This window comes from Bacillus sp. S14(2024) (assembly GCF_050473785.1).
GTDB lineage: Bacteria > Bacillota > Bacilli > Bacillales > Bacillaceae_G > Bacillus_A > Bacillus_A yunxiaonensis.
Map to the genome: position 1 here is coordinate 3,843,753 of NZ_JBFLUP010000006.1, position 23,154 is coordinate 3,866,906.

At 32.6% G+C, this 23,154-nt stretch carries 13 protein-coding genes and 2 pseudogenes; 4 read left to right on the forward strand and 11 right to left on the reverse strand.

The window, feature by feature from the left end; all coding sequences use genetic code 11:
- Positions 1-23: 23 nt before the first annotated feature.
- Positions 24-791 (reverse strand): hypothetical protein, encoded by a 768-nt coding sequence (locus tag AB1279_RS19540; protein WP_429760508.1) that lies wholly within the window; start codon positions 789-791, stop codon positions 24-26.
- A 407-nt stretch (positions 792-1,198) separates the two neighbouring features.
- Here AB1279_RS19540 and AB1279_RS19545 point away from each other — a divergent pair, with 407 nt between their 5' ends.
- Both AB1279_RS19545 and AB1279_RS19550 read left to right on the forward strand, forming a co-directional pair.
- Positions 1,199-2,203 (forward strand): hypothetical protein, encoded by a 1,005-nt coding sequence (locus AB1279_RS19545; RefSeq protein WP_429760510.1) that lies wholly within the window; start codon positions 1,199-1,201, stop codon positions 2,201-2,203.
- Positions 2,204-2,767: 564 nt separating this feature from the next.
- Positions 2,768-3,796, forward strand: coding sequence for an HNH endonuclease (locus AB1279_RS19550; RefSeq protein ID WP_429760511.1), 1,029 nt, complete (start codon positions 2,768-2,770; stop codon positions 3,794-3,796).
- Between the two features lie 258 nt (positions 3,797-4,054).
- Here the strand turns inward: AB1279_RS19550 and dptH are convergent, their stop codons facing one another.
- The 8 genes and pseudogenes from dptH to AB1279_RS19590 form a co-directional block, all read right to left on the reverse strand.
- Positions 4,055-9,133: a DNA phosphorothioation-dependent restriction protein DptH gene (gene dptH / locus AB1279_RS19555; protein WP_429760512.1), complete on the reverse strand. Its 5,079-nt coding sequence runs from the start codon at positions 9,131-9,133 to the stop codon at positions 4,055-4,057.
- Positions 9,114-10,499, reverse strand: a complete 1,386-nt coding sequence (gene dptG / locus AB1279_RS19560) for a DNA phosphorothioation-dependent restriction protein DptG (protein WP_429760514.1) — start codon at positions 10,497-10,499, stop codon at positions 9,114-9,116. The genes dptH and dptG overlap by 20 nt, the downstream gene beginning before the upstream one ends.
- A 3-nt stretch (positions 10,500-10,502) precedes the next feature.
- Positions 10,503-12,872, reverse strand: a complete 2,370-nt coding sequence (dptF, locus tag AB1279_RS19565; protein ID WP_429760515.1) for a DNA phosphorothioation-dependent restriction protein DptF — start codon at positions 12,870-12,872, stop codon at positions 10,503-10,505.
- 288 nt (positions 12,873-13,160) lie between these two features.
- Positions 13,161-13,403: pseudogene (locus tag AB1279_RS19570) on the reverse strand (DNA cytosine methyltransferase); the annotation flags it as partial.
- Positions 13,395-13,666 (reverse strand): annotated as a pseudogene (locus tag AB1279_RS19575) (DEAD/DEAH box helicase family protein); the annotation flags it as partial. The pseudogenes AB1279_RS19570 and AB1279_RS19575, both read right to left, overlap by 9 nt.
- Positions 13,667-13,859: 193 nt before the next feature.
- Positions 13,860-14,372, reverse strand: a complete 513-nt coding sequence (locus AB1279_RS19580) for a protein NO VEIN domain-containing protein (protein ID WP_429760517.1) — start codon at positions 14,370-14,372, stop codon at positions 13,860-13,862.
- 386 nt (positions 14,373-14,758) lie between these two features.
- On the reverse strand, positions 14,759-16,555 hold the full coding sequence (locus tag AB1279_RS19585; RefSeq protein WP_429760519.1) for an SNF2-related protein: 1,797 nt from the start codon (positions 16,553-16,555) through the stop codon (positions 14,759-14,761).
- Complete coding sequence (locus AB1279_RS19590) at positions 16,552-17,853, reverse strand: hypothetical protein (RefSeq protein WP_429760520.1); 1,302 nt, start codon at positions 17,851-17,853, stop codon at positions 16,552-16,554. Before AB1279_RS19590 ends, AB1279_RS19585 begins: the two co-directional genes overlap by 4 nt.
- Positions 17,854-18,239: 386 nt before the next feature.
- On the opposite strand from AB1279_RS19590, the gene AB1279_RS19595 reads away from it, so the two are divergent.
- Positions 18,240-19,535, forward strand: a complete 1,296-nt coding sequence (locus tag AB1279_RS19595; RefSeq protein WP_429760522.1) for a DUF3883 domain-containing protein — start codon at positions 18,240-18,242, stop codon at positions 19,533-19,535.
- Positions 19,536-19,679: 144 nt separating this feature from the next.
- Here the strand turns inward: AB1279_RS19595 and AB1279_RS19600 are convergent, their stop codons facing one another.
- A complete protein-coding gene (locus AB1279_RS19600; RefSeq protein WP_429760524.1) occupies positions 19,680-20,456 on the reverse strand; it encodes a BglII/BstYI family type II restriction endonuclease in 777 nt (258 codons plus the stop codon).
- A 648-nt stretch (positions 20,457-21,104) separates the two neighbouring features.
- Between AB1279_RS19600 and AB1279_RS19605 the strand changes: the two genes are divergently transcribed.
- Positions 21,105-21,845, forward strand: coding sequence for an endonuclease NucS domain-containing protein (locus AB1279_RS19605; RefSeq protein WP_429760525.1), 741 nt, complete (start codon positions 21,105-21,107; stop codon positions 21,843-21,845).
- Here AB1279_RS19605 and AB1279_RS19610 read toward each other — a convergent pair.
- Positions 21,804-22,625, reverse strand: a complete 822-nt coding sequence (locus AB1279_RS19610; protein ID WP_429760526.1) for an HNH endonuclease — start codon at positions 22,623-22,625, stop codon at positions 21,804-21,806. The two genes, AB1279_RS19605 and AB1279_RS19610, sit on opposite strands and share 42 nt — an antisense overlap.
- Positions 22,626-23,154: the final 529 nt, after the last annotated feature.

The following is a 23,154-nucleotide window of genomic DNA, read 5'->3' on the forward strand; positions in this document are numbered from 1 at the left end:
CCAATCTTATTTTTCCGTTAGTTTTACTTCTTTTCCTTCAGGTCTTTTTTCCCCTCAATATAATCATACTCTTCTGCATATCCTTTATATTTCTTATCCAAATGTACTATTAATTTTTTGCATAATTCTAAATACTCATAAATACTATCTGCCCAAGTTTCCAGGTTTGTATTACCTACATAAGCTCCTTTTGTCATATTAACATGTAACTCTAAGCATTCCTCAATATCCGTTAGAATCCTTATTGTGTCGCTATCTAAAGTTTCTCGGATAAACAGCAAATCTTTAACCAACCGTTTTGTCTCCAAATCGATAAAATTCATATAATTGAACCAATTATCAAATTCTAATTGTAAGAATCCTACAGACTGTATTGGCTTTCTTGGGTCTACTTTTTTACATAGTTTAATAAGTTCTTCCTTCCCAGGGATAGAATTATTATCTTTATCCACTCCAGCCGCCTGTTTAATATTTAGCATTAATTTCATACCCATACTTCTAATTAATACTGCTTTATTTCTTACATACTTAAACATTTTCACTTTATATACATATCCTGATAAATGTACATTCACAAAGAAAAAGATAAAAGCCGTTATGTAAGCAAAACAAATTTTGTCGGTAATTACTCCTAGAATAGCCGCTTTAGGAAACCACTCTGGGATATTTACTAAATAAAATTCATAAGCAGCTATCCAAGCCACAGCAATGTAGAGCAATACGCGCAATTCCACTCGTACAGCTTTAAATCGGTTTTTAGAAAACTTCCACCGTAATAGTAACTTCTGCATCTGAACCATACCACCTTAACTAGAACTATATAAGCAATTAAAATATTACATTACTAAATTAGAAACTTCTATATAATTATTTATTATGTACCTATTCCCACATGGCATCCATTGATACCCTCTGCAGCAATGAATATTTTTTATTGTTTTTGTACTCTCTTCTTTTTGTTTACTTAACTAGTATGCACAGCTTCATCCAGTATAAATTCTCATAACCTAAAGAATCCCTTTAATATATCTAATTATCATTTTATAATATATATACAGAATTCCGATTTTCCATTATAAAAAAATATATAGTTTATAGTATGATTAAAATTAAAATATTTACCATTCGAAAAGACTATTAGCTTATTATTACCTTTACTAGGGGTAAAATTAGGCTAACCAATTTAGGAGTGAATTACATGGTTATTTATGAAAGATACGCTAATTTATTACTTGAGTTACATAAAGCTTTTCATCAATTAATACTAACAGAATTCAATAAACCCGAAGAATTTAATTCATTGTTCTGGGAAAACAACTTAAATGAAGACTTGAAAGGTAAAATCACATATTATTGGTATCCTTCACAATGGAATGATAAAAAGATTATTATAAGACCTGCTTATAAAGTATATGAATCTTCAAACTATGGGCCGTTTTTTATTGAATATAGAAGTTATTCTGGGAAGGTCTCAAAAAACATTTATGACAAAACTGTAAATCGAATATCATATATCAAAAAAAAGTACAAAGATAATGCACAAGAAATGCAAGAAAAGTTAAATAGCTTAGTAAGGATAAAGACTGATAGGAAATTTTGGACTTCTAAACAATCAATTTTTGATTTTTATTTATATACAGGGAGTCGATACAGCACTCTTTATAATGGAGACGCTACCCACTATAACCTTTTTGAGGATTTAAAAAGATACTCTAATTATATAAATTGTTTGAGCATATGGAGAGGCGATGACATTTTTAACAACATAAAGAACCAAGATGAAAGAGATGCTTTAATAACCCTATCCTGGTTAATGTTTGAACAAGAAATTAACTATGGGCGAACTGATTTTCAACAAAATACAAATTTTGTAACCAATAAAATACAGAATTTAAATTATAGGTCTAGAGATATGATAATGGGGTTTGTTAATATGCTATTCTCAGATACAGAATTATACAGAAATTATCCATATTGGAAGAAAAAAAATGGAATAAAGGTTTATCCTCATTTTGGAAAAGGAGACGATAAAGGGTACAAGAATCTAGATGAGACATATAAGAAATATTTTTCGGAATATAATAATGTCGATAAATATAAAGATGTTTTCTCCCTTTTGGAAGTTAATGATTATACAAATAAATTTCGGGGGTTTGTTAAAAATGCAAATCAAAATCCATACTTTAATGGTTTAAAAATATAGATTGCTAAAGATTTCAATTTTCGACTCCTTTCACAAAATACAATAAAATAAACTGACTGTGGATGATTAAATTACTTATATCAACTCGCAGCTCCTTGATATAAGTAATTAAGCAAGAAGTATCAAAAGTAGCATAGAAACATGATTGGTAACAACATTGGATAGCATTCAGAGTACAGCTATCCGGAGAAAGCAGATGGAGGAAAGTATAGATTTTTCCTTTGACATCGAAATACATTTTAGCCTTCTATGAAAAGAAAGAATATAAGAATTTGAGACACTTTGATAGAAAAGTTATAGAGTGTAGCAAGGACACTGTTGAATGATTCAATAATATGCAAATTATGAAATCTTATAGACAAATTTATTAACAAAATTTGGAACACATCCGTAAGCAAGGTATTTTTGAAGGACTGTATAAAGATATTCTACAAAAGTGGTAAAGACTAATTATATATCCCTACTTTTAAAATATTAGCTGAACTTACAATAACCAACTAGTTATAGTTTTTAGAGATTCAAAGATAAAAAGATTAATAACTGTTCATTAAGGAGCTGGCATTTATGTCGCATAATATTTGGGTGGATGAAATTATAGAAGCCTTAAATAAATTGGGTGGAAAAGCTTCTTTAGTAGATATATATAATATGGTTGAAGAAATTGGTAAGATTGATTTTTCTAAATATATTGACTGGAAATCACAAATAAGGAAGAATATATATATTCATTCTAGCGACACTGATATTTTTAAATATACAGTGAATGGAGAGATGGACCTTTTCTATTCAATAGGTGGTAAAGGTAAGGGGCTTTGGGGGTTGCGAAATTTTGAAAGACATCCTTCAACCACTAATACCACTGGGGCTCCTGAAAAGAAAAGAAATCCTGACTGGAAACGTGATGAGTTAATATTAGCTTTAGACTTATATTTTAGACATAATCCTAATCAAATAAGTAGTAAACATGTTGAAGTCGTGAAATTAAGTAAACTTTTAAACTCTCTTCCTATACATGGAAACCAAGTTAATCTTGTTAATTTTAGAAATCCCAATGGTGTATATATGAAAATGTGTAATTTCCTCCGGTTTGACCCTAACTATAAAGGAAAAGGGTTGGAAAGGGGTTCTAAATTAGAAGGAGAAGTGTGGAACGAATTTTATAATGAGAAAAACAAACTCCATGATATAGCCCAAAGTATAGTATCGGGAGTTACATATGAAAAGGAAGAAGTATCTAAATCAATAAATATTGATGAAGAAGAAGAATTTCCTGAGGGACAGGTATTGTATAGGTTACATAAGCAACGTGAACGCAATAGTAGTGTTGTTAAAAAGAAAAAACAGCTTGCATTAGAAGGAAATAATTTAAAATGTGAAATTTGTGAGTTTGATTTTTTTAAAACATACGGTGATTTAGGTAAAGGTTATATGGAGTGTCATCATACTATTCCTGTTTCTGAATATAAGGAAAATACCAGAACAAAATTAAATGACTTAGTTTTAGTGTGTTCAAACTGTCACCGAATGTTACATAGAAAAAGGCCTTGGTTAAGTAAAGTACAGTTAAAGAACCTACTAAAAAATAAAAAATAAGAGGTGCAAAGTAGAGGCGGGTATTTACTTTTAGGTGTAAAGGACAAGACTAACGACTTAATTGATGTATCTAATATAGTAAATGAATATTCTAGCTGCAGTTAGGACAATTCTATCGCAATTGAATGTTATTATCTTCCCTTGAAAGAAATTTATAAAATTAACAAAAAGGATTATCTCGATTCAGCTATAATTCGAGATAATCCTTTTCTTTTATATTAATCCCTTAACTAGAAAAATACCCTATTCCACCACTAATCAATTATTCAATCTATCCTGTAAAGAACTAATATTAATAATAACAGGGTTCCCCTGCTTCAATGTGCCGTCTGCCTGCAGCATCGGTCCAAAAGTGATACATTGGCCTTTCTTTAATGTCGCCAATCTCTTTTCCCATTCTTTACGAACTGCAGAGTCTTGAGCTAGGTTAGCCGCAATAGCACTAATTTCATTCTCTGGTGGCATGAAGTATACTTTTTGGCTTGAGTTCTGTAATCTTGAAATTTCATCTGTTGTGAACTGTCCTTTTAATGATTGTGTAGCGTACCAACCTGACCAGCCGAATTTTCTTCCTTCAGTCAAAATTTTGGCACTTGGAGATTTTTCTCGATGATCAAGGTTTTGTGCTTCATCTAAAATAACAGGGAACGGTTTATTTTTATCTCCGTGGTGCAACTGGTAGTTCCAGATATCCCATAGAATAAATTCTGTAATCATCAGCTGTACATCACGATTAAATCCTGTTAATTGAACAATGAATACTTTCCCTTTTTGATTAAGCAGATCTCCCCAATCATATAACGCATTATGATTAAACGGATTTTTATCAATAAATGGCTTAATTTGTGACCTTGCTGTTTTAGCTGGACCAGAAGCATCTTCTTCTAATTCAGCTAATAAGAATTCAAGATTCATCTGTTCACCATGTTTATTTAAACCGCGCATTACTGCCTCATATATCGCATTTTGTTGTTGGATACCGAGATCTTTATAAACGGCAGAAAATACACTTTTAATACGCTCAGCAACGTCCGTATTATCTTCATCAATATAGATACCTTCATCCAGTTCTTTTTGATTACGTTTAAACGGATTAACTGGAAACTTATCTTTCGCTACTAGGAACTGTTCAATATTATTTTGCAACTGTTCCTTAAACTCTGGTTCCAGCTTGGAGCTTTTGAATCCATCTGTGTAATCAAATATCATACTTGAAATTCCATTTTGAGCCAATTCAAGAAGTAAGCATTGAATAAAGTAACTCTTTCCTTGTCCTGACTTTCCTGAAATTAAAATATGTCTATTAGCTAGATCCGGGTTTCCAAACTCCCAATATATTTTTTGAGTCGATCCATCTATTTCACCTAATAATACTCGAATATCATCTAGGCATTTTTCTTCCTTTGGCAGTTCACACTGCACCGGCTTCGGAGCGACTGGATTCGGAGAATTTTTTACTTCCCCATCCGAGCTGTAGCGGTTACTTAATAACCCTTCTGGATTGATATCTGTTCGACCAGAGTGAATTTTCATTTTCAGTTCTTCAATTTCTTCAACAACACCTGTATATCCGTCCTCTTCTGTGAGTTCAAGTAATAAAATATCGTCCTCTACCTTAACAAATCTCCACGTCTGGTCTTTTTTAAATGATAAAATAGCACCTTTACCGATTATGGTATCTAAATGTCCATTTACTTCATAATCATCATTTAGCAACCTACTCTTCACATCTTCAATCTTCTCATAAGATTTTTCTGGCCAAATCTCATTTGCAATGAATTTTTCTGTATTTGCTAGTAATAGCTGTACAAAGAAGTTTCGGAAGAACTTATGTTTAAATAAATGCACTCCATCTTCATTTGTTTTGGAAAGTTGTGTATCAAACAGTTGCTTTGTTCCATAAATTTGCTTTTTGGCTTTAGCAATCGCGCTATCTTGATTTAAACCAATTTTCACTTCTACCGGATAGTAGTGAACGAACAGATTATTATCCCTTATTTCGACTCCAATTAACAATAAGTCATCACTATGGGCACCTTTACCACCTAGATTCTTCGCTGAAAATACGCCTTCACTCTTCGTTAATTTTACAGCACCAGCAACACGTAATATTTCTTCTAAAGAAATTGGAACCCATAAAATATTTTCATGATCTAATGCACTTAACATATACTTCACTGCAGAGATTATGCTGAGCTTTTCACGTGAAAATTGTCCTTTGCTTCCTATAATTCTAAGTAGCCACTCACCATTTAAACTATTGAAAGCTTTAATAGCTGTGTCTATTTTTTCTGATGTAGAAACAATATCCTTTTCCGCTAAATACTGTTCAATAATTGTTTGATACTGTTTTGATTTATCCGTTACTGTGATTGCATCATATTGAGTTGACGATGAGTACTGATCACTATAGTGAATAACTAATAAATTGCGTGATGAATCTTGGAAGAAGTCTAGACCAACATTTGGTTCAATAAACGTTACCCAGTACGAAGACTCATATAAATGATTAAGCACTTCTTCATCATAAATAGATGTTCTTGTAACAATTGTCTCGTTTTTTCGATACGGATTCGTGCCATCATTATTTAAATTGCTTCCTAACTCATTTATCCCACTAGCAGTTTGAACTAGCAAATGATTTTCATTTAAAACATTCCTTAACCCAAATCCTGTTCGATAATCCGCTTGCGTACTGATAGATGATAAAGAAGACAATAAACCATTCAATGATAGTCCTGTTTCAATATCTTCCATCGTACTCTTTGCATGTTTTTCATTCGAAATCATTTTGTAGAATGAGATATGAGCATATCCGTACTCTTGCGTACCTGTAAGTTTGTAATAAAAAACGTTCTCTCGAATTAATCGAAGTACGTCAGCTGCATCAAGAATCTTGGACGCTAACGATAAATCAAATGCTTCCTCAAATTTTTGAACATCATCATATACCGAAAACTTCTCAAAGTCACTAAGCATATTCTGTTCATGGTATAACGCTACCTCTACAGGAATAATCTTAGTTGGCCCTTTTTTATCTATTTGTTTCTTAATAAAGTTTACCAATCCACGCACAACTTCTCTGTCATTGTTTATGTTAATGACATTTATTCGTATCGGCGATTTCGACTCTTGTAAGAATAAATATTGAAAATGCTCTACAAATTGATGTAATTTTTCTTCAACTACATTCGCTAGGAAAGCATTCGATTCACCTATTGCTACTTTTTGAATTGGTTCGTAAACAATCCATTCCGGTGCATCATTCTGAGAAATCGGACGATATAACTCATCACCTTGTCCATATATATATGGCAATAAATTATTAGGATGTAAACGATTCAAAATATGCGCTTCAATTACTTCACTTTTAATCTCTTCGTGAATTTTCAATTGATAAGCAATATTGAGTGGATGTAAAGGAGTTAATATAATGCGTTGTTCCTCCTCAATAACCCCTACCTTAAATAAGTTCTTTTCTTCCTCTTTTAACATCATATTTTCTTGTATACCTGCAATACTGTCATTAAATGCAGTCAAATACGTTATTGATAGCTCGCGTAATTGATCATCCATAAAGCAAAGACTAGGAACTGTTTTATTATGCTTATAGTAAGTAATAAGATTTGTATAAGCATCTTTCACACTTTCATTAAGGGCTAACTCTATTTTCTGTAAACCGGACATACCCCTTACTGCATAAAAGATTTCATCTTCAATCCAAGCTTTTTCATCTTTTAAATAATTGCGGAATCCTTCTTTCGCTGAAAATTCCCTTGCACCTTGCTTTAATTTATTTGTAATCTCGTCGTATTTAAAGTTTTCTTGGTGCTCTCTTTTCAACTTCCATACTCTTCCGCCTGATACAGGGACTGTTTTCGCTACCTGCTCCTTAAGAAGAATTGGGAGTGTAGATTGGTTTATTTGAATTGAAAAGGATAAGCTATCATCATTCCATCCAGATGAAGCTTCAGAAACTTCAAAACTTCCATCTTGCCAATTTACAACTTGTCCATCTTCCTCAATGAATACCTCTTCTGGATCGCAAGCTATATCACCAAAGATAATACTCTCTTCCATTTTATTTATGACCAATCTTTTTTTACTTACATTTACTTCATACAACGTTTGAAGCTTTTGTAAAAATGAAGGTTCACATTCTACAACAGCAATATGAAACTCATACTTTGATTTCGTTTGCATTCTATGTGTATACACAATTTTGTGGAATGATGTTTCATTTTGTTTATGTATTAAGTTGACAGACAACTTCTTGCCAGATACCGTGCATAATTTTTCAGAATTCTTATGAATATATTCTTTCTTCAGCTTATCGTCAAACTCAAAGGTCATATTAATTTCTTCAACACGTTCCGGATTAAAAATGACTAAGTAGCGTTTACGCTGGCCAGCTTTTGTATCCGATTGTGCTTTTTCCCAATATACAAGACCTTCTTTTGTTTTCTTTTTTGTTGGTTCAATATATTCAAGTGGACGATCTGTCACCAGCATCTTATCATTTGATTCTTTCACAAAAACATAATCTGTTTGTTGCCAATCATCTTTTCTTAAACGTGAAACACCCTTTTCATCAAATAACTTCTCTAATTGACTTTCAAGATGTTCATACTCGTGCATATGCTGCACTTTCTCAAAAAATGTAGCATTCTCTTCTAGTCTTTTCTTCATTTGAGCTGAAGTATATTGATTTAAATTTTCATCGTAGAAGAGGCCTAAACTTGAATAATCCCCTCTATCAATTTCTTTTTTGGATAAAAACCCAAGAATCTCTTCATAATCCCATAATGAAGGACGCACAATTGTATCATCTAATTTTTTTCGTAAATAAAATGATAATACTTCTTTTTCTTCTTTTTTTAACGTAGATGCTTCAATTTCATCTTTTAGTGTTTTTAAAATTGACTTTACGTTAAATGGCATCCCTTCCTTTTGAAGGTCACTGCTACCGCCCTTAATACTATCTAATGTTTCATGACATATACTCAGTAAAGCCGTCTTTTCCCAGTCTTCTTTCTGTTCTCCCACTGCGTTACGAAGTGTTACTAAAAAGTCAGGAGTAACATTTTCCGATGTAGTCGCTACGACAACTTTCATCTCTTCTAAAATATTAATAGAGATTGTTGTATAAGGGGCTCCTTGTTTATGCTGATAATGAAACGGTTTAGATAATTCATGTTCTTGCAACGTATCATAAAACGATTTTACTTGCTCATGATTGTCAAACTGCAAATAAAATCGTTCACCTCCTCGGAGGTTCTCCTGCTTCAAATAACCGATTAATTTCTCTGAAAGGTAATTATAAAATTGGTTTGACATACTGCGCATCACCACTATCACTTTTTTTATCTATTAGGTTTAGTTTATCGAATAACTGTACAATTTCTTCCTTTGAATATCGATCAAAGAATAGACCACGAGCTTCTAAGTCAGCAAATACTTGCTTTAATGGTTTCCGTTCATCCTTTAAGCTTAATGCCGTCATAAGCAGTAGCATATCTTGACTAATGTTCAACATATAACCAAGCGATCCTCTCGTTTTTAAGAAATACTTTTTCCCGATTTCTTCTATTGATAAAGAGTATCTATGGCGAGGTCCTTGCATTGTATCTTTTTCATATGCCTCTTCTATACTACTGAATAAAGCATGAACAAGCACATCATAGTCTAATTCCAAGTTTTCTTCGAATAATTCTAAAGAGAGGTGCCCTCTATATTCCATTACCCAGTCACGAAGCATTTCTAAAAATAAAGTTCTCTCCTGATTCTCCAGCTGCTCATATACTTCTTTTAATTGCGGATAACAACAAGCTCTGTCGACTCCCATTAAAGAATTCAAATGCTCTAAACAGTTGATATGGATTAACAAATGACGTGCTGCATCCTTAATCATTTGATAGCCTTGGGTATATCCTTTTCGATTTTTACTCGTAGACTCCCAGTCCAGTGTAAAATACACTTCATTATTTTTTTCAAAATTAGCTCTCGAACCTTGTGAAAGCTTTAAGTTTAACTGTGTAATATAAAGAAAATAATAATAACTTAAAAACAAATAGTAATGCGTTTTAAAATAGTCTTTATGTTTCGCTAAGAACATAAAATCATCTTTAAACAATTTTGAAATATAGGGAATTTGATTCACATAACGTCCATCTCTTTCATATGGCTCTAAATGCTCTAATTGATCCAAAACAAGACGAGAAATTAAATCTGTGGACTCTCCCTTACAAAACACACTCTTAACTTCATCTTTTTCATCTAACAATATATCAATGAGAAACTTTGCAATTTCTTGTTCCCCTTTTTTATCAGCACCCTCACTGAGTGACAAATATTGAAACAAGTGCGGATGAAAAATTTTAATCGTACTATAATTATCCTGTAAAAATGTACGTAATATTTGTTCAAAATGCGATTGATCGTCCTTCGATACATTTATAATCTTACTAGTCTTTCTAATCAAATCTTCAAGATTAAGTTCCTCCTTTAATTGATTACCACTCACAAGGCGTGTGAATTCCCCTAAAACACCTTGGAACCCTTTCATAAACTTAGCCCGTTCTGTTCCCCTCGTCGTAAAAGGAAACAGAGGTGCTTTTTTATTTATTGTATGTTTTAAACCCACTTGATTTTGTTTGATACTTAAAGAACTTCTTAAATCCTTTAAATTCTGTCTTCCAATCATTGTCTATTCCCTTCTAAACGTAAATTCTTCAAAATCTTCGTCATATGCTAATTTAAACGTTCCATTTCCATCTAGTTGAACAAACAATAGTTCCTTATCTCTATCTCCTAATTTCATCACTCTGTCTACAAATTCAACAAATTGAATACAATCTTCCCTGTCTTTTTTATTTGGACGATACCCTTTTAACAACTTAACCATCATTTCATATAAAGGATAATCAATTTCTAAGGGAACTGTATGCTCTTTATCTTTATTAGAAAATGCAAGTACCACGTTCAATTTAAAGCGATTTAAAACTCCTTGTTCTCCCTCTTGTAAATGTGCTACAGATGGTTTAAGGATAAGAGATTGAGCAACTTGTGTAGCCTCATTTGAATTATCCATATACACATAATCTGTTTTCGGACTTCCATTCCACAAGAAAATCGATTTTTTCGCTAAGTTATACATATCTTTTAAACTAGCTCGATTTCCAGTATTAAATGCATATAAATATTCCATGTATTTCTTATAATTTTCATCTACAAATGTTTCATTTAACGTCTTCGACAAAAAGAAAGACATACGAATTAACGTTTTATTAAATATTTGTTTAGATGAACCACTTAATTCAAAGAAAGATCCCATTTCTTCTAATTCATCAACCCACCGTTCAAGACATCGTAAATCTAAATGCTTTTGAAAAGTATCCTTCATATTCACGGAATTATTAAGCTCAATTAACATTTGATCAACGTTATTTGAACGATGATGAATCGGATCCATCTTTGCGATAACAGCTAATAATTGTGATTTATCTTGTCCACCAAATAATAAATTAGGTAGTAGAGCTTCTGTTTTTTCAATTATTCCAGCACCTAAAAGCTCATCTTTTCCATGAGAAGGTACCAAAATATCATAAATAAAGTTAAGCATAGATCGTGTCGAGATAATCATTTTATGCTTTACAATCGCTTCTATTAATATTCTTAAGAGTCCATCTCGAATTTCTTTTCTCTGAAGCAATTCGTAGTTAGTCATAAAAAATCCACTTATATTACGTTCCTTATCCTTTAAATAAGCTCGATAAAATGGATTTGTTTCTGATTCCACTACTAATCGTTCCATAATTGCTGAAAAGTAATCCGACCTTGGCCCAATATCAGTCAATTCGAACGGTTGATAATCACTAAAGCTAATTAATTGAAAATAATTATTCGCTTGATTTCCAGTAACAGTAGAGGACTCGAAAATTTCCGAAGCTAATATAAACCTTGTTAAAGTTTGATAGTTTTCTTTTGCATAATTAGATTCAATAAAATTATGAAGTACCCCTAAGTTGATAGCTAAAATAAGTTTACATCCCGATTTTTCAATTTCACTATCACTAAAAGGTTTTAGTTCTTCTGCTAATGTATCAAGAGAGCTCTTTTGAGGGTCAAAACTTTCAGTTGCATCATTATGAACAGAAAAATTAGCCATTAATTCAGGGTGTTTATTTTTTACATATGATAATAAGTGAGACTTCCCGTCACCTACGCTACCGCATAAGAATATTAATTGGGATTCATTTTTTCTTGCTGCATTCGTTAAAGCAGACATTAAATCATGTTGTATCGTTCTTTCAACATGTAAATACTCTTTAAAAGAACTAAATGCATTAGGGTTTTCTATTGCTTCCTGTGATGATTCTCTCAATTTTGAAAGCTCCCTAAGTAAATAACTTTCACCTTCTTCAAGAATGAAATCTTCTACATAATGTGCCTTTTCTACTTCTTCAACATGAATAGCTGTAATAACTTCGTTATTCTCAGAGTTATTATCTTGTTCCTCAACTTCATCAACCACCGGCAACACTTCATCTTTTTTAATTTCTTGTTTTTGAGCTGCCACTTCCATAAGAACCTTTAACTTCTCTTCTAAACTCGCAGATAATTTCTCTTCTAATCTTTCTACAATATCTATGTTAGTTTTAGGCTGCGGATACTTATACATCGGAGCAACAAATTCGTAACTTCCATACACTTCCATAAACCACACTGCAATTTGAAATAGATTTTTGTGCATTTTAAAAGCATTCTCTAATCCACCTTCAATGTGTTCATGCGCTGCCTTGTTCCCTAAATATCGAATTGTATCGAAAGAACGTGCAATCTCTTTTGGTAAAATATCTTCCCTTTCTAACTTTTGAATTCTATCTACTTGTTTTGCATATTCTAAATCATAAAATTCATGTTCTGCAGCAATACGCTTTGACAGTACTTCAGAAAATACTCTTCCCTTTATTAAAACCGTTTGCGGATCTTGATAAAAACTCTCTTCGATGCTCTTTCCTATTTCCGCTAACTCAGGCAAAATGCCTTGCAAAAAATCAAATATATATTTGTCCAATGACATAACACCTCTTAATATGTAAATACTATTTTATATAGTCCATATTATACAATATCTATAGAATATTTGTTGTTATTAGGTATAAACACAACATTTCCGTCATATTTAAAACGCTAAAAATAATATGTGTTTATCCTAACCTTCCCGACTCTTACATCCAATTTTCAGAAATAAAAATAGCCTGATTCTGTCTTGATACAGAATCAGGCTATTTTTTAAAATTTTCTATTTTGTAGGAATTACAACTCTCTTTATAAGAACCCATTCTAAATTCTTAAAGTAAACTTAGTTGTACCCAACAACAAGTGCATTCCCCATACAGAAATATCTATTTCTCTGTGGCATACCTGTGTTTGTCCAATCCATAGGAAACCCGTTCAGTAATTCGCATTCCACAGGAGTTAAATATCTTAGTCTTCTTGTATATGGATCTTCAATAACATGGGAACCTCTGTTACATGTTCCTTCACTTGTTAACATTGTACGGCCTGGTTTTTCTAAATCATCCGGGAAGGCCATGCCTCCGTCAACACGAAGCATTTGCATTTTTACATCTATATTTCGATAATTGGCAATTAAATCAATCACTACACAATACTCTTTTTTTCATGTAATCTTAACCCACATCCAATTTGCTATATAAAGATCATTAACGACTCCGTTGGGCGAACAAATATAAGCGTATCAACAGAAAGAATATCCAAACCTTCATTAAATAAATCAGCCGTAAAGACTGCATCAAGTTCCCCGTTATCTAATAAAGCGATCGCATCTTCTCTTGATACATCTTTCAGAATTATCCCTTATACAAAATATTTTTACCAAATACTAATAGTGAATTTAAATGATTAATTAAAAGTGTTCATCAACTTAGCTGTGAAATATAATCCCAATCTCCGTATCCTTTACAAATAGTTTGTATGAAAAATTGACTAAAATATCTCAAATTGTAATCAATACATAAAAGACAAAAAACTGCCTCTTTTAAGCAGTTTTTACCGTCTTTTCTCGAAATGTCATTTGTTCTTCCTTGGATAGTTCAATTTCACAAACCGTCCACTCACCGTTTCCCTGATTAACTGATACATGGTGTGAAATATCATGAGGTGTGAAAATATATAACTCTCCCATTGCCAGATGCCAAAAATGAAACACATAATGAACTGTTTCTTGTGCTTTCTTCCATTCTCCTCTTGTTAAATAAAAAACAAAAGAATGTTGTGCGCTTTTCACTTCAATATGTAGCTTCTCTTGGTTTGTATAGGAAACAGTCGACAGTAAGTCATAACCTGAAAAACTTGAAAATTTACTTTCCCAATGAGGGTATGAACCGACTCGTTCTTTTTCGTATTCTCTGCTTAATTTCTCGCCTTGGTTTCCTGTTTCTTTTTTCATTTCGTCATTAGGAGCAAAATAACAAACCAATTCTTCCCACCATTCAATGGCTTCATCTGTGGTTTCACGAAGAAGCTCCAATTCCTGAAGCAATATTGCCATGTCCCGTTTCTCCTGTGGGCTCTTGATTCTTTTCAGGCACTCCAGTCTCCCCTTGTATACCTGTTTAATCCATAAAGGTTGAAGATGAAGAAGAGAATCTTTCAGGAAACTTTTCATGGATTCTTTTGTTGATGGACCTATTTTAGAAGAAAAAAGGTTTTCGTTAGATTGAAACTTTTTTCCCTTCTCTGTAAGATACCATAATCCATTATTTTCTACGATACAGGACGAAGCATTCAATAATTTAAGAACCGTATGGGGCGTGGTATAGACATAGTTGGTCTGTTCCTGGAACATTTTTACCGATACGGGTTCTTTTGCAAGCGAATTTAAAAATTCAAAACAAGAAAGAAGTGTTCCAATGGAGTACATAGCATTCCCTCCGGTTAGTCTGTTGACAGAAGCAATGAATTTAATAAGTTCTTGGAATCATCTAAATTCATCCCGCTGTAAAACCCATATTGTTCCTCATAATCCGAGTCTGTTACCTCTCCTTCATTTTCAACCGATAAACGTTCGTCATTTAAAACCTGGTACATATTAAACAGTTTCAAATCCAATCGATTATCCACATTAACATCAATGCTTCCATTTAATAGGAGGATTTCAATCACGACTTCCCGTTCGTCGGAAAGACCTACCCGATGCGTTCGGTTAATCGCTTGCTCGAACAGTCTTGAATCATAATTGCGGTCGATGAACACCTGATAATGGCAAACTTGATGAAGACTGATTCCTTCCGAAGCCGCCATCGGATTGGCAATCATGACAAAGCAACGCTCATCTTCTTTGAAACGCTTGATTTTTCCTTCCCTTGTATACGGATCATCCTCATCGCCTGTCGGGGTTTCCCCAAAAATAGTCACAGGCTTTAAAGGGGCAAGTTTCCTTTCTAGCAATTTAATAGTATCAATGAAATTGCTCCATATTAAGACTTTTTTCCCTTTTGAAGCAAGTTCGTAGGCGCGGGCAATAGCCACCATCAATTTGGGACTTAACTGTTTGGTCGCCTCCTCAAATTCTTTCACATACGCAAGTTCTGGAGAAGATTTCAAAAGAAGACGAGGATTGGATGAAAGCTGGATCATCTTAATTGCATATCGTCTAATCCGCTTCACCATGTCCATATAATAGGATGATTCATATTTCAAACGGTCCAGTTCCTCCCCGATTAAACGGTCATAAAGGGCTTTTTGTTCTTTATTCATATGAACAATAGTCTTTTTAATGGTATAGGGACGAAGATTCATTTCTTGTTTGGTAGTACGGACATATAGGGACTGCATTTGCTGAGCTACGGAATCTGCATTCGTTTTAATAGAAGGAAGCAAAAACTGATGTTGACTGACTAAGTCTTCCAAGGAATTCGGCATGGGTGTACCACTCATGATGGTTTTGTATTTAGGAAGATGGGCTAGGTTTAAAATAACCGTTCCAGTTCTTGAGCTAAGCCCTCCTTTCATCTTATGGCATTCATCCAAATAGAGAGCCACCTTGTTTTTCCGAAGAAAAGAGGAGATTATTGTGTGAACATTTAGCAATTGTTCATAGGTAATGAAAAAAACATCGAATTTCCCTGAAAGAAGTGCCTCAATCTTTGCAAAACCTCCTTCTAAACGGCAGGTGGTCAGGGGAGAGGAGAAGCAAAAGATATTTTCTTGCTCCCATGAACCAATCACATTTTTTGGACCAATTACCATCATAACCAAATTATTCTCTTTTTTTTTCCGAATCCCGTAAAGGGCATAGGCGCAGGCTGTTTTCCCTGATCCAGGAACTGAATAATCCGCATCTGCACTTTTCTCAAGAAGGAGTTTTACATTCCGCATCTGATACCATTTTAATATCCTGGTGAATCCGATATCCTTTAAAGTAGCAGAAACTTCCTGTTCTGTAAGAAACATACCGAAAAAAGAGGTATCTTTTATTTCCTGCTGGCTTTGTTTCGCTTTGACTAAGATGCTTTTAGCTGTATCACTAATCGTTACCTCTTTTTTTAAATTATGGATGCGGATAAACGCCCCGAATGCATTCATCTGATTTAAAAATTTCCATGCAGGAATTACAGGTTCATCTTCTTCCTGAAGTTGGTAAATTTGTTTAAAGTTATAAACAATGGATTCATGATAACCTTTGAAATCAATAAAGAATTCATTGGTATCCTGAAGGTATTCAACATTCATTTTCGCACCTTCTTTGAATACTCTGTTAGAAGTTTCAGGGCTTGGTCAATATAGGCTGCAACCCTTTGAGCATGTTCGTTTGAATAATGGGCAAAAGAATTCTGTATATGGTCAATCGCTTGGCGCATTTCCATTTCAGGAATTAATTTATTTTCTTTGTCTTTCGCCTTTATTTTTTCAATGTCAATGACTTTGTCAATCATTACCCGAACCTGTCCCTGTTTCTGAGGTTCCAAATTTTTCAGGGTTGTAAGTATCTTTTCAGCATTGCTTAAATCCCCTTCATCTCCAAACAAGGCATCGATTTCATCTTTTTCCTCATCAATTTTACTAGGGAACTCCAATAACGCATCCGCAACAGGACCAATTTCAAGTAAAGTTTCTTCAATCTTTTCTAAAAAGTTGCCGATACGGCGGAAATATAAAAACAGACGTTCAGGTCGCTCCTCAATCGGAAGGATTAAATACCCGTAGCAAAGATGTTCCGCTAGTTTTTGCTTGGCGGGTTCCTTCCCTAGTTTTTTCTTCATATCGTAAAGCGCTTCAAGGGCAGATCTTTCATGTTCTATTAAACGGTACTGATGCGGTTTTCCGATATGGTTCAAATACAAAAGACCTTCTTCGAGAGCATGCATCATCTTGACTGCATCGAGTTTCGGAAGGCGGAATTTTTTTGCCACTTCCTCATTCGCTTTATGGCTAGATCGCTTGTATTCCATCATCCAATTAGCGGTTTCATACCATAAATAATTCACAGTCACATCGGGTTCAAGCTGTTCTTGGATTTCAAATTCATCGATTTCTGATTCCGTTGCGTCTTCCGGAAGATATACGCATCGAATCTCTTTGAAATGAGCATATTTCACAGGGGCAAGCTCGTATAACTTTTTCATAATGAAATACCTTGAGTTTCCATTTACCAAGATGTTACCAAGTGAAAGAATTAGAGGTGTAGTCTGATGCTCTTTTACCAATTTGTCTTCCAACTGAGCACTGTCTTCCCCTAAAGCAAAACACAGAGCTTTTTCAACCATCTCCTGAACTTCTTTTCGGCGGATATCTGCTGAAAGTATCTCTTCCGTTAGTCGACCATTGGTCTTAGCAATACATTCTTTCATAGCACATTGTATCCGATGGTTCCTCGGACGGTAATAGATATCCTCAATTGGAACTAGCACGATTTTGAGGGACTTTATTTCCCCTCGAAATTTCAAAGGATGGTACTTGTAATCAAGCGTTCTAAGAGACAGCTTAATTTGTTCATCGATTGATTCTTGGTTGATTTTTTTTGCTTCCATAAATTCACTCCCTTTTCCCATAGTTAAATTATGAGACTTTTCTCCCATCTTCATACTATTAATTTTCAATAATAAACTAAATACCCTTATACATAGAACATCGATATTAAAGACTTTTAAAGAGTAGCTTTTAAATTTAAAGACATTAAAATTTCTAGAGTTGGTATTAAATCCTCATCTGAATTAATTGTTAACAGTCCCTGAATAGTAAAGTTATTTCACTTCCACAAACGAGTTTTTTTTAATCGCTTCCTATATATTTGATTTCTATCTTACCACCATATGAATTAGCCGTATTTTATACCTGAATTTAAACATTCAGAATTTATGGTATATTTATTTTAGAATAAATATATTTTATATGAAATATAAGGGAGTTATATTTTGTGGATTCAGTAAATGAAACAGAACAAGAAATGACTAATCAACAAATTATGGAGATGTTATCTAATTTAACCGAAGGCGATGAGCGAGATTCAGAACACATTCGAAATAGTCTTCAAACTCATATTGATGTTATGAATGCGCATTTAATAGAAGGATTAGAACATAGAGAAATAGATAAACTCACTTTAAATTATCAAGTAGACTCTGATGGAAAAGTAATGACAAATGGTTCTATTTCTTCGAGAATTTTATATTGGTTAGGTATCAAAGGTAAGGAAAGTGGAAAATCCATTTTCTTAGGCATCTTTGCAAATAAAAGTTTAGAAAAAATAATTGAAATGCTCAAAGATGCAAGAACAATGTATGAAGAAAGACGGAAAATTAATATAATGATCAACCTATTCCAATTCAGTAAGTTGGCTAATAATCATATAAAATTTAGAGAATTGTTAAGCGCATATGATCGGCTTTATATGGCGAAGGTTAACAGTTTCCCAAAAATAACAGCAAAAGCACGTATCCAAGATCCATTGCTAAGAGTGTTACTCGAAAGCCGTACACTTTTAGAAGAAGTAATAGAGTTAGAAAGTATCTCCAATATTTTGAGAGAAATGGCACTACGAACTTTACAAATTATTGAAAGCGAACAAATCTTAGCCTTTGAAGATGAAGCACAAGAACTTAATAGAATTTTAGGATACAGGATTTATTTTAATAATAGTAATGCTAAGACAAACACAGCTTTAGATGAAGCGGATACAGATGATTACAAAATATCAATAGAAGATAAAACTTTGATAGAGGTTGAACCACCTTTTTCCCAAAAACAAGAAGATGATTCTCAACGAACAAATAACCAAAGAAGAGGTCGATGTGCGACGAATCGAAATTATGAGAGAGAACAAAGGAGAAATAAAATTGTTGGTGATGCAGCAGAAGTAATGGTGTTAAATATTGAAAAAGAAAAACTAATAGCAGCTAATCGTGCAGATTTAGCTGAACAGGTAGAACATGTTTCAGAAACACAGGGTGATGGTCTTGGATATGATATCAAATCTTTCGAAATAGATGGAACTGAGATTTATATAGAAGTGAAGGGTTCTAGTGAAACAGTAAATAAAGGATTCCTCATTTCAGACTCTGAAGTAAGATTTTCAAGAGAATCTGCAGAACAATTCTATCTTTATCGCGTATACGATTTAAATAGTAATAAACCTAAATATTTTAAATTAAAGGGTCCTATAGAAGAACATTTCGATTTAGTACAGACAGAATATTTCGCAAAAATTAAGTAAAATCCTGTAGTCCCTATTTTAAACAACTTTTAATTAAAACAGGGACTACCCAAAAATACGTATATAATGATTTTATAATGACTCTATTAAACATTATTATTAATCTTATAATTACTTTGTAATAATTACCATAATATCTCCTTTTTACTTTATATCTATACCAATTAACCAAATGGGCATACTTAAAACGCTTTTAAACTCTTCAAATATATTCTTAGATTTTTCGAAATTTACTGTTCCACCACTTATCGCATTAGCAAGGTTTCCTGTTGCAGTTATATAAATAAATAAATCTACATCTTCATCTCGTTCAATTTGAATTACTTTTAATATATCTCGATAAACTAGACCCCAGTTACCAAATTGAATTTCACCGAGAATAGTTGGAATTTGCTTTTTAAAGTTTAAATCAGTACCAGTAGGTGTGTCTAAATTCATCTTTTTTGATAATTCATGCCAAAGCGGTCGTTTATCTAGTTCTTTTTGCCATAACTCTTGTCCATCAAAAACAGCCCTTCTACCAGAACATAGATTTCTAAAATTAACCAAATTGTATTGGTCATCAATGTGAGCAAAATCAAATCCACCTGTTTGTAAAGAATCCAAAAAAACACCTTCTTTAAATGTAACCTCATATTTAAATTTTAATTTTGATTTTTTAAATCTATTTCTAATCCCTTTATTTAGAGGAGTAGTTTCAATTCTTCCTTTATAATAGGGGTTTCTTTTAGTTTTTTTGAACTCATAATTGAACTTTTGTTCAGTTACCTTTCCGTTAAGAGCTGACGTAATAGCCTCTTTTACATCAGTATAGTTCTCTAAAAATAAGTCGCTGTGTCGAAAATGTTCTTCATCAGCTATGTATAATTCACCCGAAGTTCTTTGTTTCCATTCTTCAGCCTGCTGTTTATCCATTTTCATTTGTATTATTTAACCTCAGTTCTTTTTAAAATAAATTTATCCAATCATCCAAAATGATTACTTCACTAATCTTAGTATTATTTTTTGTAGGGTGCTGAACATGTTTGATTTTGAACGTTTTTGATGCTCCTAACCCGATAATCAATAATAGGACGCTCAATTAATTATTTAATAGCAGCAAGTATTCAACGAACATAAATCTCAATTATTAATTATAACAAATTTAATGTACTAATTAATCCCACTAATTCATCTACCGTAATGTTAGCATATTAAATCAAGCCTGTATAAAAAATTCCAAAATATACTTCATATTTTAACTAAAATTCATGACATTCGCTAAAAATGCATTACAAAAAGATGATACTTTAGCGTCAGGTAAATTAGTGCAGGACTATATATGGAATATTATGGATGCTAGACACGCAGGTTCCCAATAAAAAAGGCCCCTTAGTATGGGACCTATACTCACTGCTACATCTTTTATTAACCTCTTCTAATAAGTAATGACAGCACTCCACATGCCCGAAGTGTATGTTAGTGAGACGAATATATGAAAGAACAACAGATGCTACTTAAACAATTCATGATATCCATTTTATTCCAATCAAATTATAATGATACTAGAGTTAATATGGGGGATTAGTATTGAATTATCTAATTGGTTATAAAGATGCTGAAAGAAATCTTGGACATGAGGATCCAATGCTAAAAGAGTATACATATGGAGAATCAGGAGCCAATACTGAAAAGCTCCTAAAAGTGAACAAGGGAAATTATCTATTCTTTCATAAGACAGTACATAACAAACGCTATATAACTGCATATTATGTGATTGAAGAAGTTGCACTTGTAAAAGATGTAAAACATAATCGTCTAATAATGAATAAATATGATAACCCTCACCTAAAGAAAGAGTTGAAACAACTAGCATCGAGTGAATGTATTGCGTTTGGAAATCCTATTCTATCTAAAGTTCTTCAAGTACCCTTGGAAATCACACCTGAGTTATTAAGTAAATTATCAAGGCCTGCAAATCTTAATCCTGGTCAAACTTTGTTAAGTGCAATTTCTTCTGCACTTCGTACTTGGAAGGAATTAAATCAATCTGATGTTGATTATTTATTAAACTTAATTGAACAAAATGAAAATAAGGGTAGACTTGCTAATAGAATTTTAACTGCCGAAGAAGTATTTCAAGTTTTAGAAAAAGGTATCGAAAAATTTATCGTTTCTAATCCTGCAATACTTGATGAAAACTATAAATTAGAAAAGTCACAGCATATCTTTTCAGATGAATCACGTTTAGATTTGTTACTAAGAGATACTTCTAGTAACGAATTTATCTTATTCTTTACCCCTTTCAAACCATTTTTGATAACGGTTTGAAGTATAGGCCCCCGTTCCTTTTTCATGATTATGTGGCTGACATGTTAACTGCATATTACTTATGTCATTTATTCCACCATCTTCTAAAGGAACTATATGATCATAGTGAATTTCTCTATCTTCCAAAATGCGAGATATATTTGAAAGGTCCGTACCACAGACAACACATACACCCCTATCCCTAAAAAAGACTGCTTTTTTCACCCAACCTGGTGGTGTAACCCTCTGTAGATATCCTGGCCGTATGTATAAATCTCTATTATTAATTTCTATATCATCCCATTCTTTCATTTTTTGATAATCTGATATTAACTGATTAAATTTCATTAAAAACTCTCGGTTTAGAAATAATATATAAAACACTTCTTCAACTATAATTTCTTTTAACTTAGACATTACACCTATAGATTCTAAGTATTCATAATACTCAACGATATCATCTTCATTAAGGGTAACTTTCGCTTTTCCTTTATCAACAAGCCATTGGTCGATCCCTGAATTTTCAATATTATGATATAATAATGCATTATCTATCCAAAGAATATATGAATGCCTTGTAATTATATCTTCAAGTTCTTGATGAATTGTTTCATGAAGTATTATGTCAAAGCAATACTCAATAAATCTGTGAAGTGCACTATTCTTACTATATTTATAACAAAATAGTTCTCCATCAAGAAAAGGTTCAAGTTTTTCTTGATAATTAATTGATCCATGTACAATATTGTTAAGTGCATTAGCAAAAAAATATGTACTATAGTATCTCATTTCAAACCACATTTTCTAACCCCCTCATAATAATATTTTTACTTAAAACTAATTAAATTTTTTATTCCCAACTGATTTATAATCCAAAATCATCTCTTTCCATAATAAATTTATTTAAATTAGCTCTTCAGTCCTGCTTTGTTTTAATTTTATCCTTAAGCTCAATTGAATATTTCCCTTCTCCCCCATCTAATATTTATATATCTTACAATTTCATTCATAATCTGCTATCTATTGGATAATTTGATTGTTCATTTTTAATCTAAGAAAACAAAAACTACATACATTGTAATTCTAGATTAGTAAAAACAGTACAAGTAACGTACTTAGCTCCGAACCTTCCTCTATGTCTACATAAGTTATTATATTTAATTCTCTTACAAAACATATAATCCCCATATTTTTATTATACTGTGTTTTTTAGTTTTCACTAGAGAATCATCATTTACACTTCAGCTTATATTTATAAAAATTGATATTCACTTGAATATTAAAATTGAATAAATAATACTTTTTCAACTTTAATTAGGGGTTAAATAGG

Bases quoted from the DNA above. Each gene is read 5' to 3' on its own strand.
- AB1279_RS19540 (WP_429760508.1), bottom strand. From the start codon at position 791: ATGCAGAAGTTACTATTACGGTGGAAGTTTTCTAAAAACCGATTTAAA.
- AB1279_RS19545 (WP_429760510.1), top strand. From the start codon at position 1,199: ATGGTTATTTATGAAAGATACGCTAATTTATTACTTGAGTTACATAAA.
- AB1279_RS19550 (WP_429760511.1), top strand. From the start codon at position 2,768: ATGTCGCATAATATTTGGGTGGATGAAATTATAGAAGCCTTAAATAAA.
- dptH (WP_429760512.1), bottom strand. From the start codon at position 9,133: ATGTCAAACCAATTTTATAATTACCTTTCAGAGAAATTAATCGGTTAT.
- dptG (WP_429760514.1), bottom strand. From the start codon at position 10,499: ATGATTGGAAGACAGAATTTAAAGGATTTAAGAAGTTCTTTAAGTATC.
- AB1279_RS19580 (WP_429760517.1), bottom strand. From the start codon at position 14,372: ATGGCAATATTGCTTCAGGAATTGGAGCTTCTTCGTGAAACCACAGAT.
- AB1279_RS19585 (WP_429760519.1), bottom strand. From the start codon at position 16,555: ATGAATGTTGAATACCTTCAGGATACCAATGAATTCTTTATTGATTTC.
- AB1279_RS19590 (WP_429760520.1), bottom strand. From the start codon at position 17,853: ATGGAAGCAAAAAAAATCAACCAAGAATCAATCGATGAACAAATTAAG.
- AB1279_RS19600 (WP_429760524.1), bottom strand. From the start codon at position 20,456: ATGAAAATGGATAAACAGCAGGCTGAAGAATGGAAACAAAGAACTTCG.
- AB1279_RS19610 (WP_429760526.1), bottom strand. From the start codon at position 22,625: ATGTGGTTTGAAATGAGATACTATAGTACATATTTTTTTGCTAATGCA.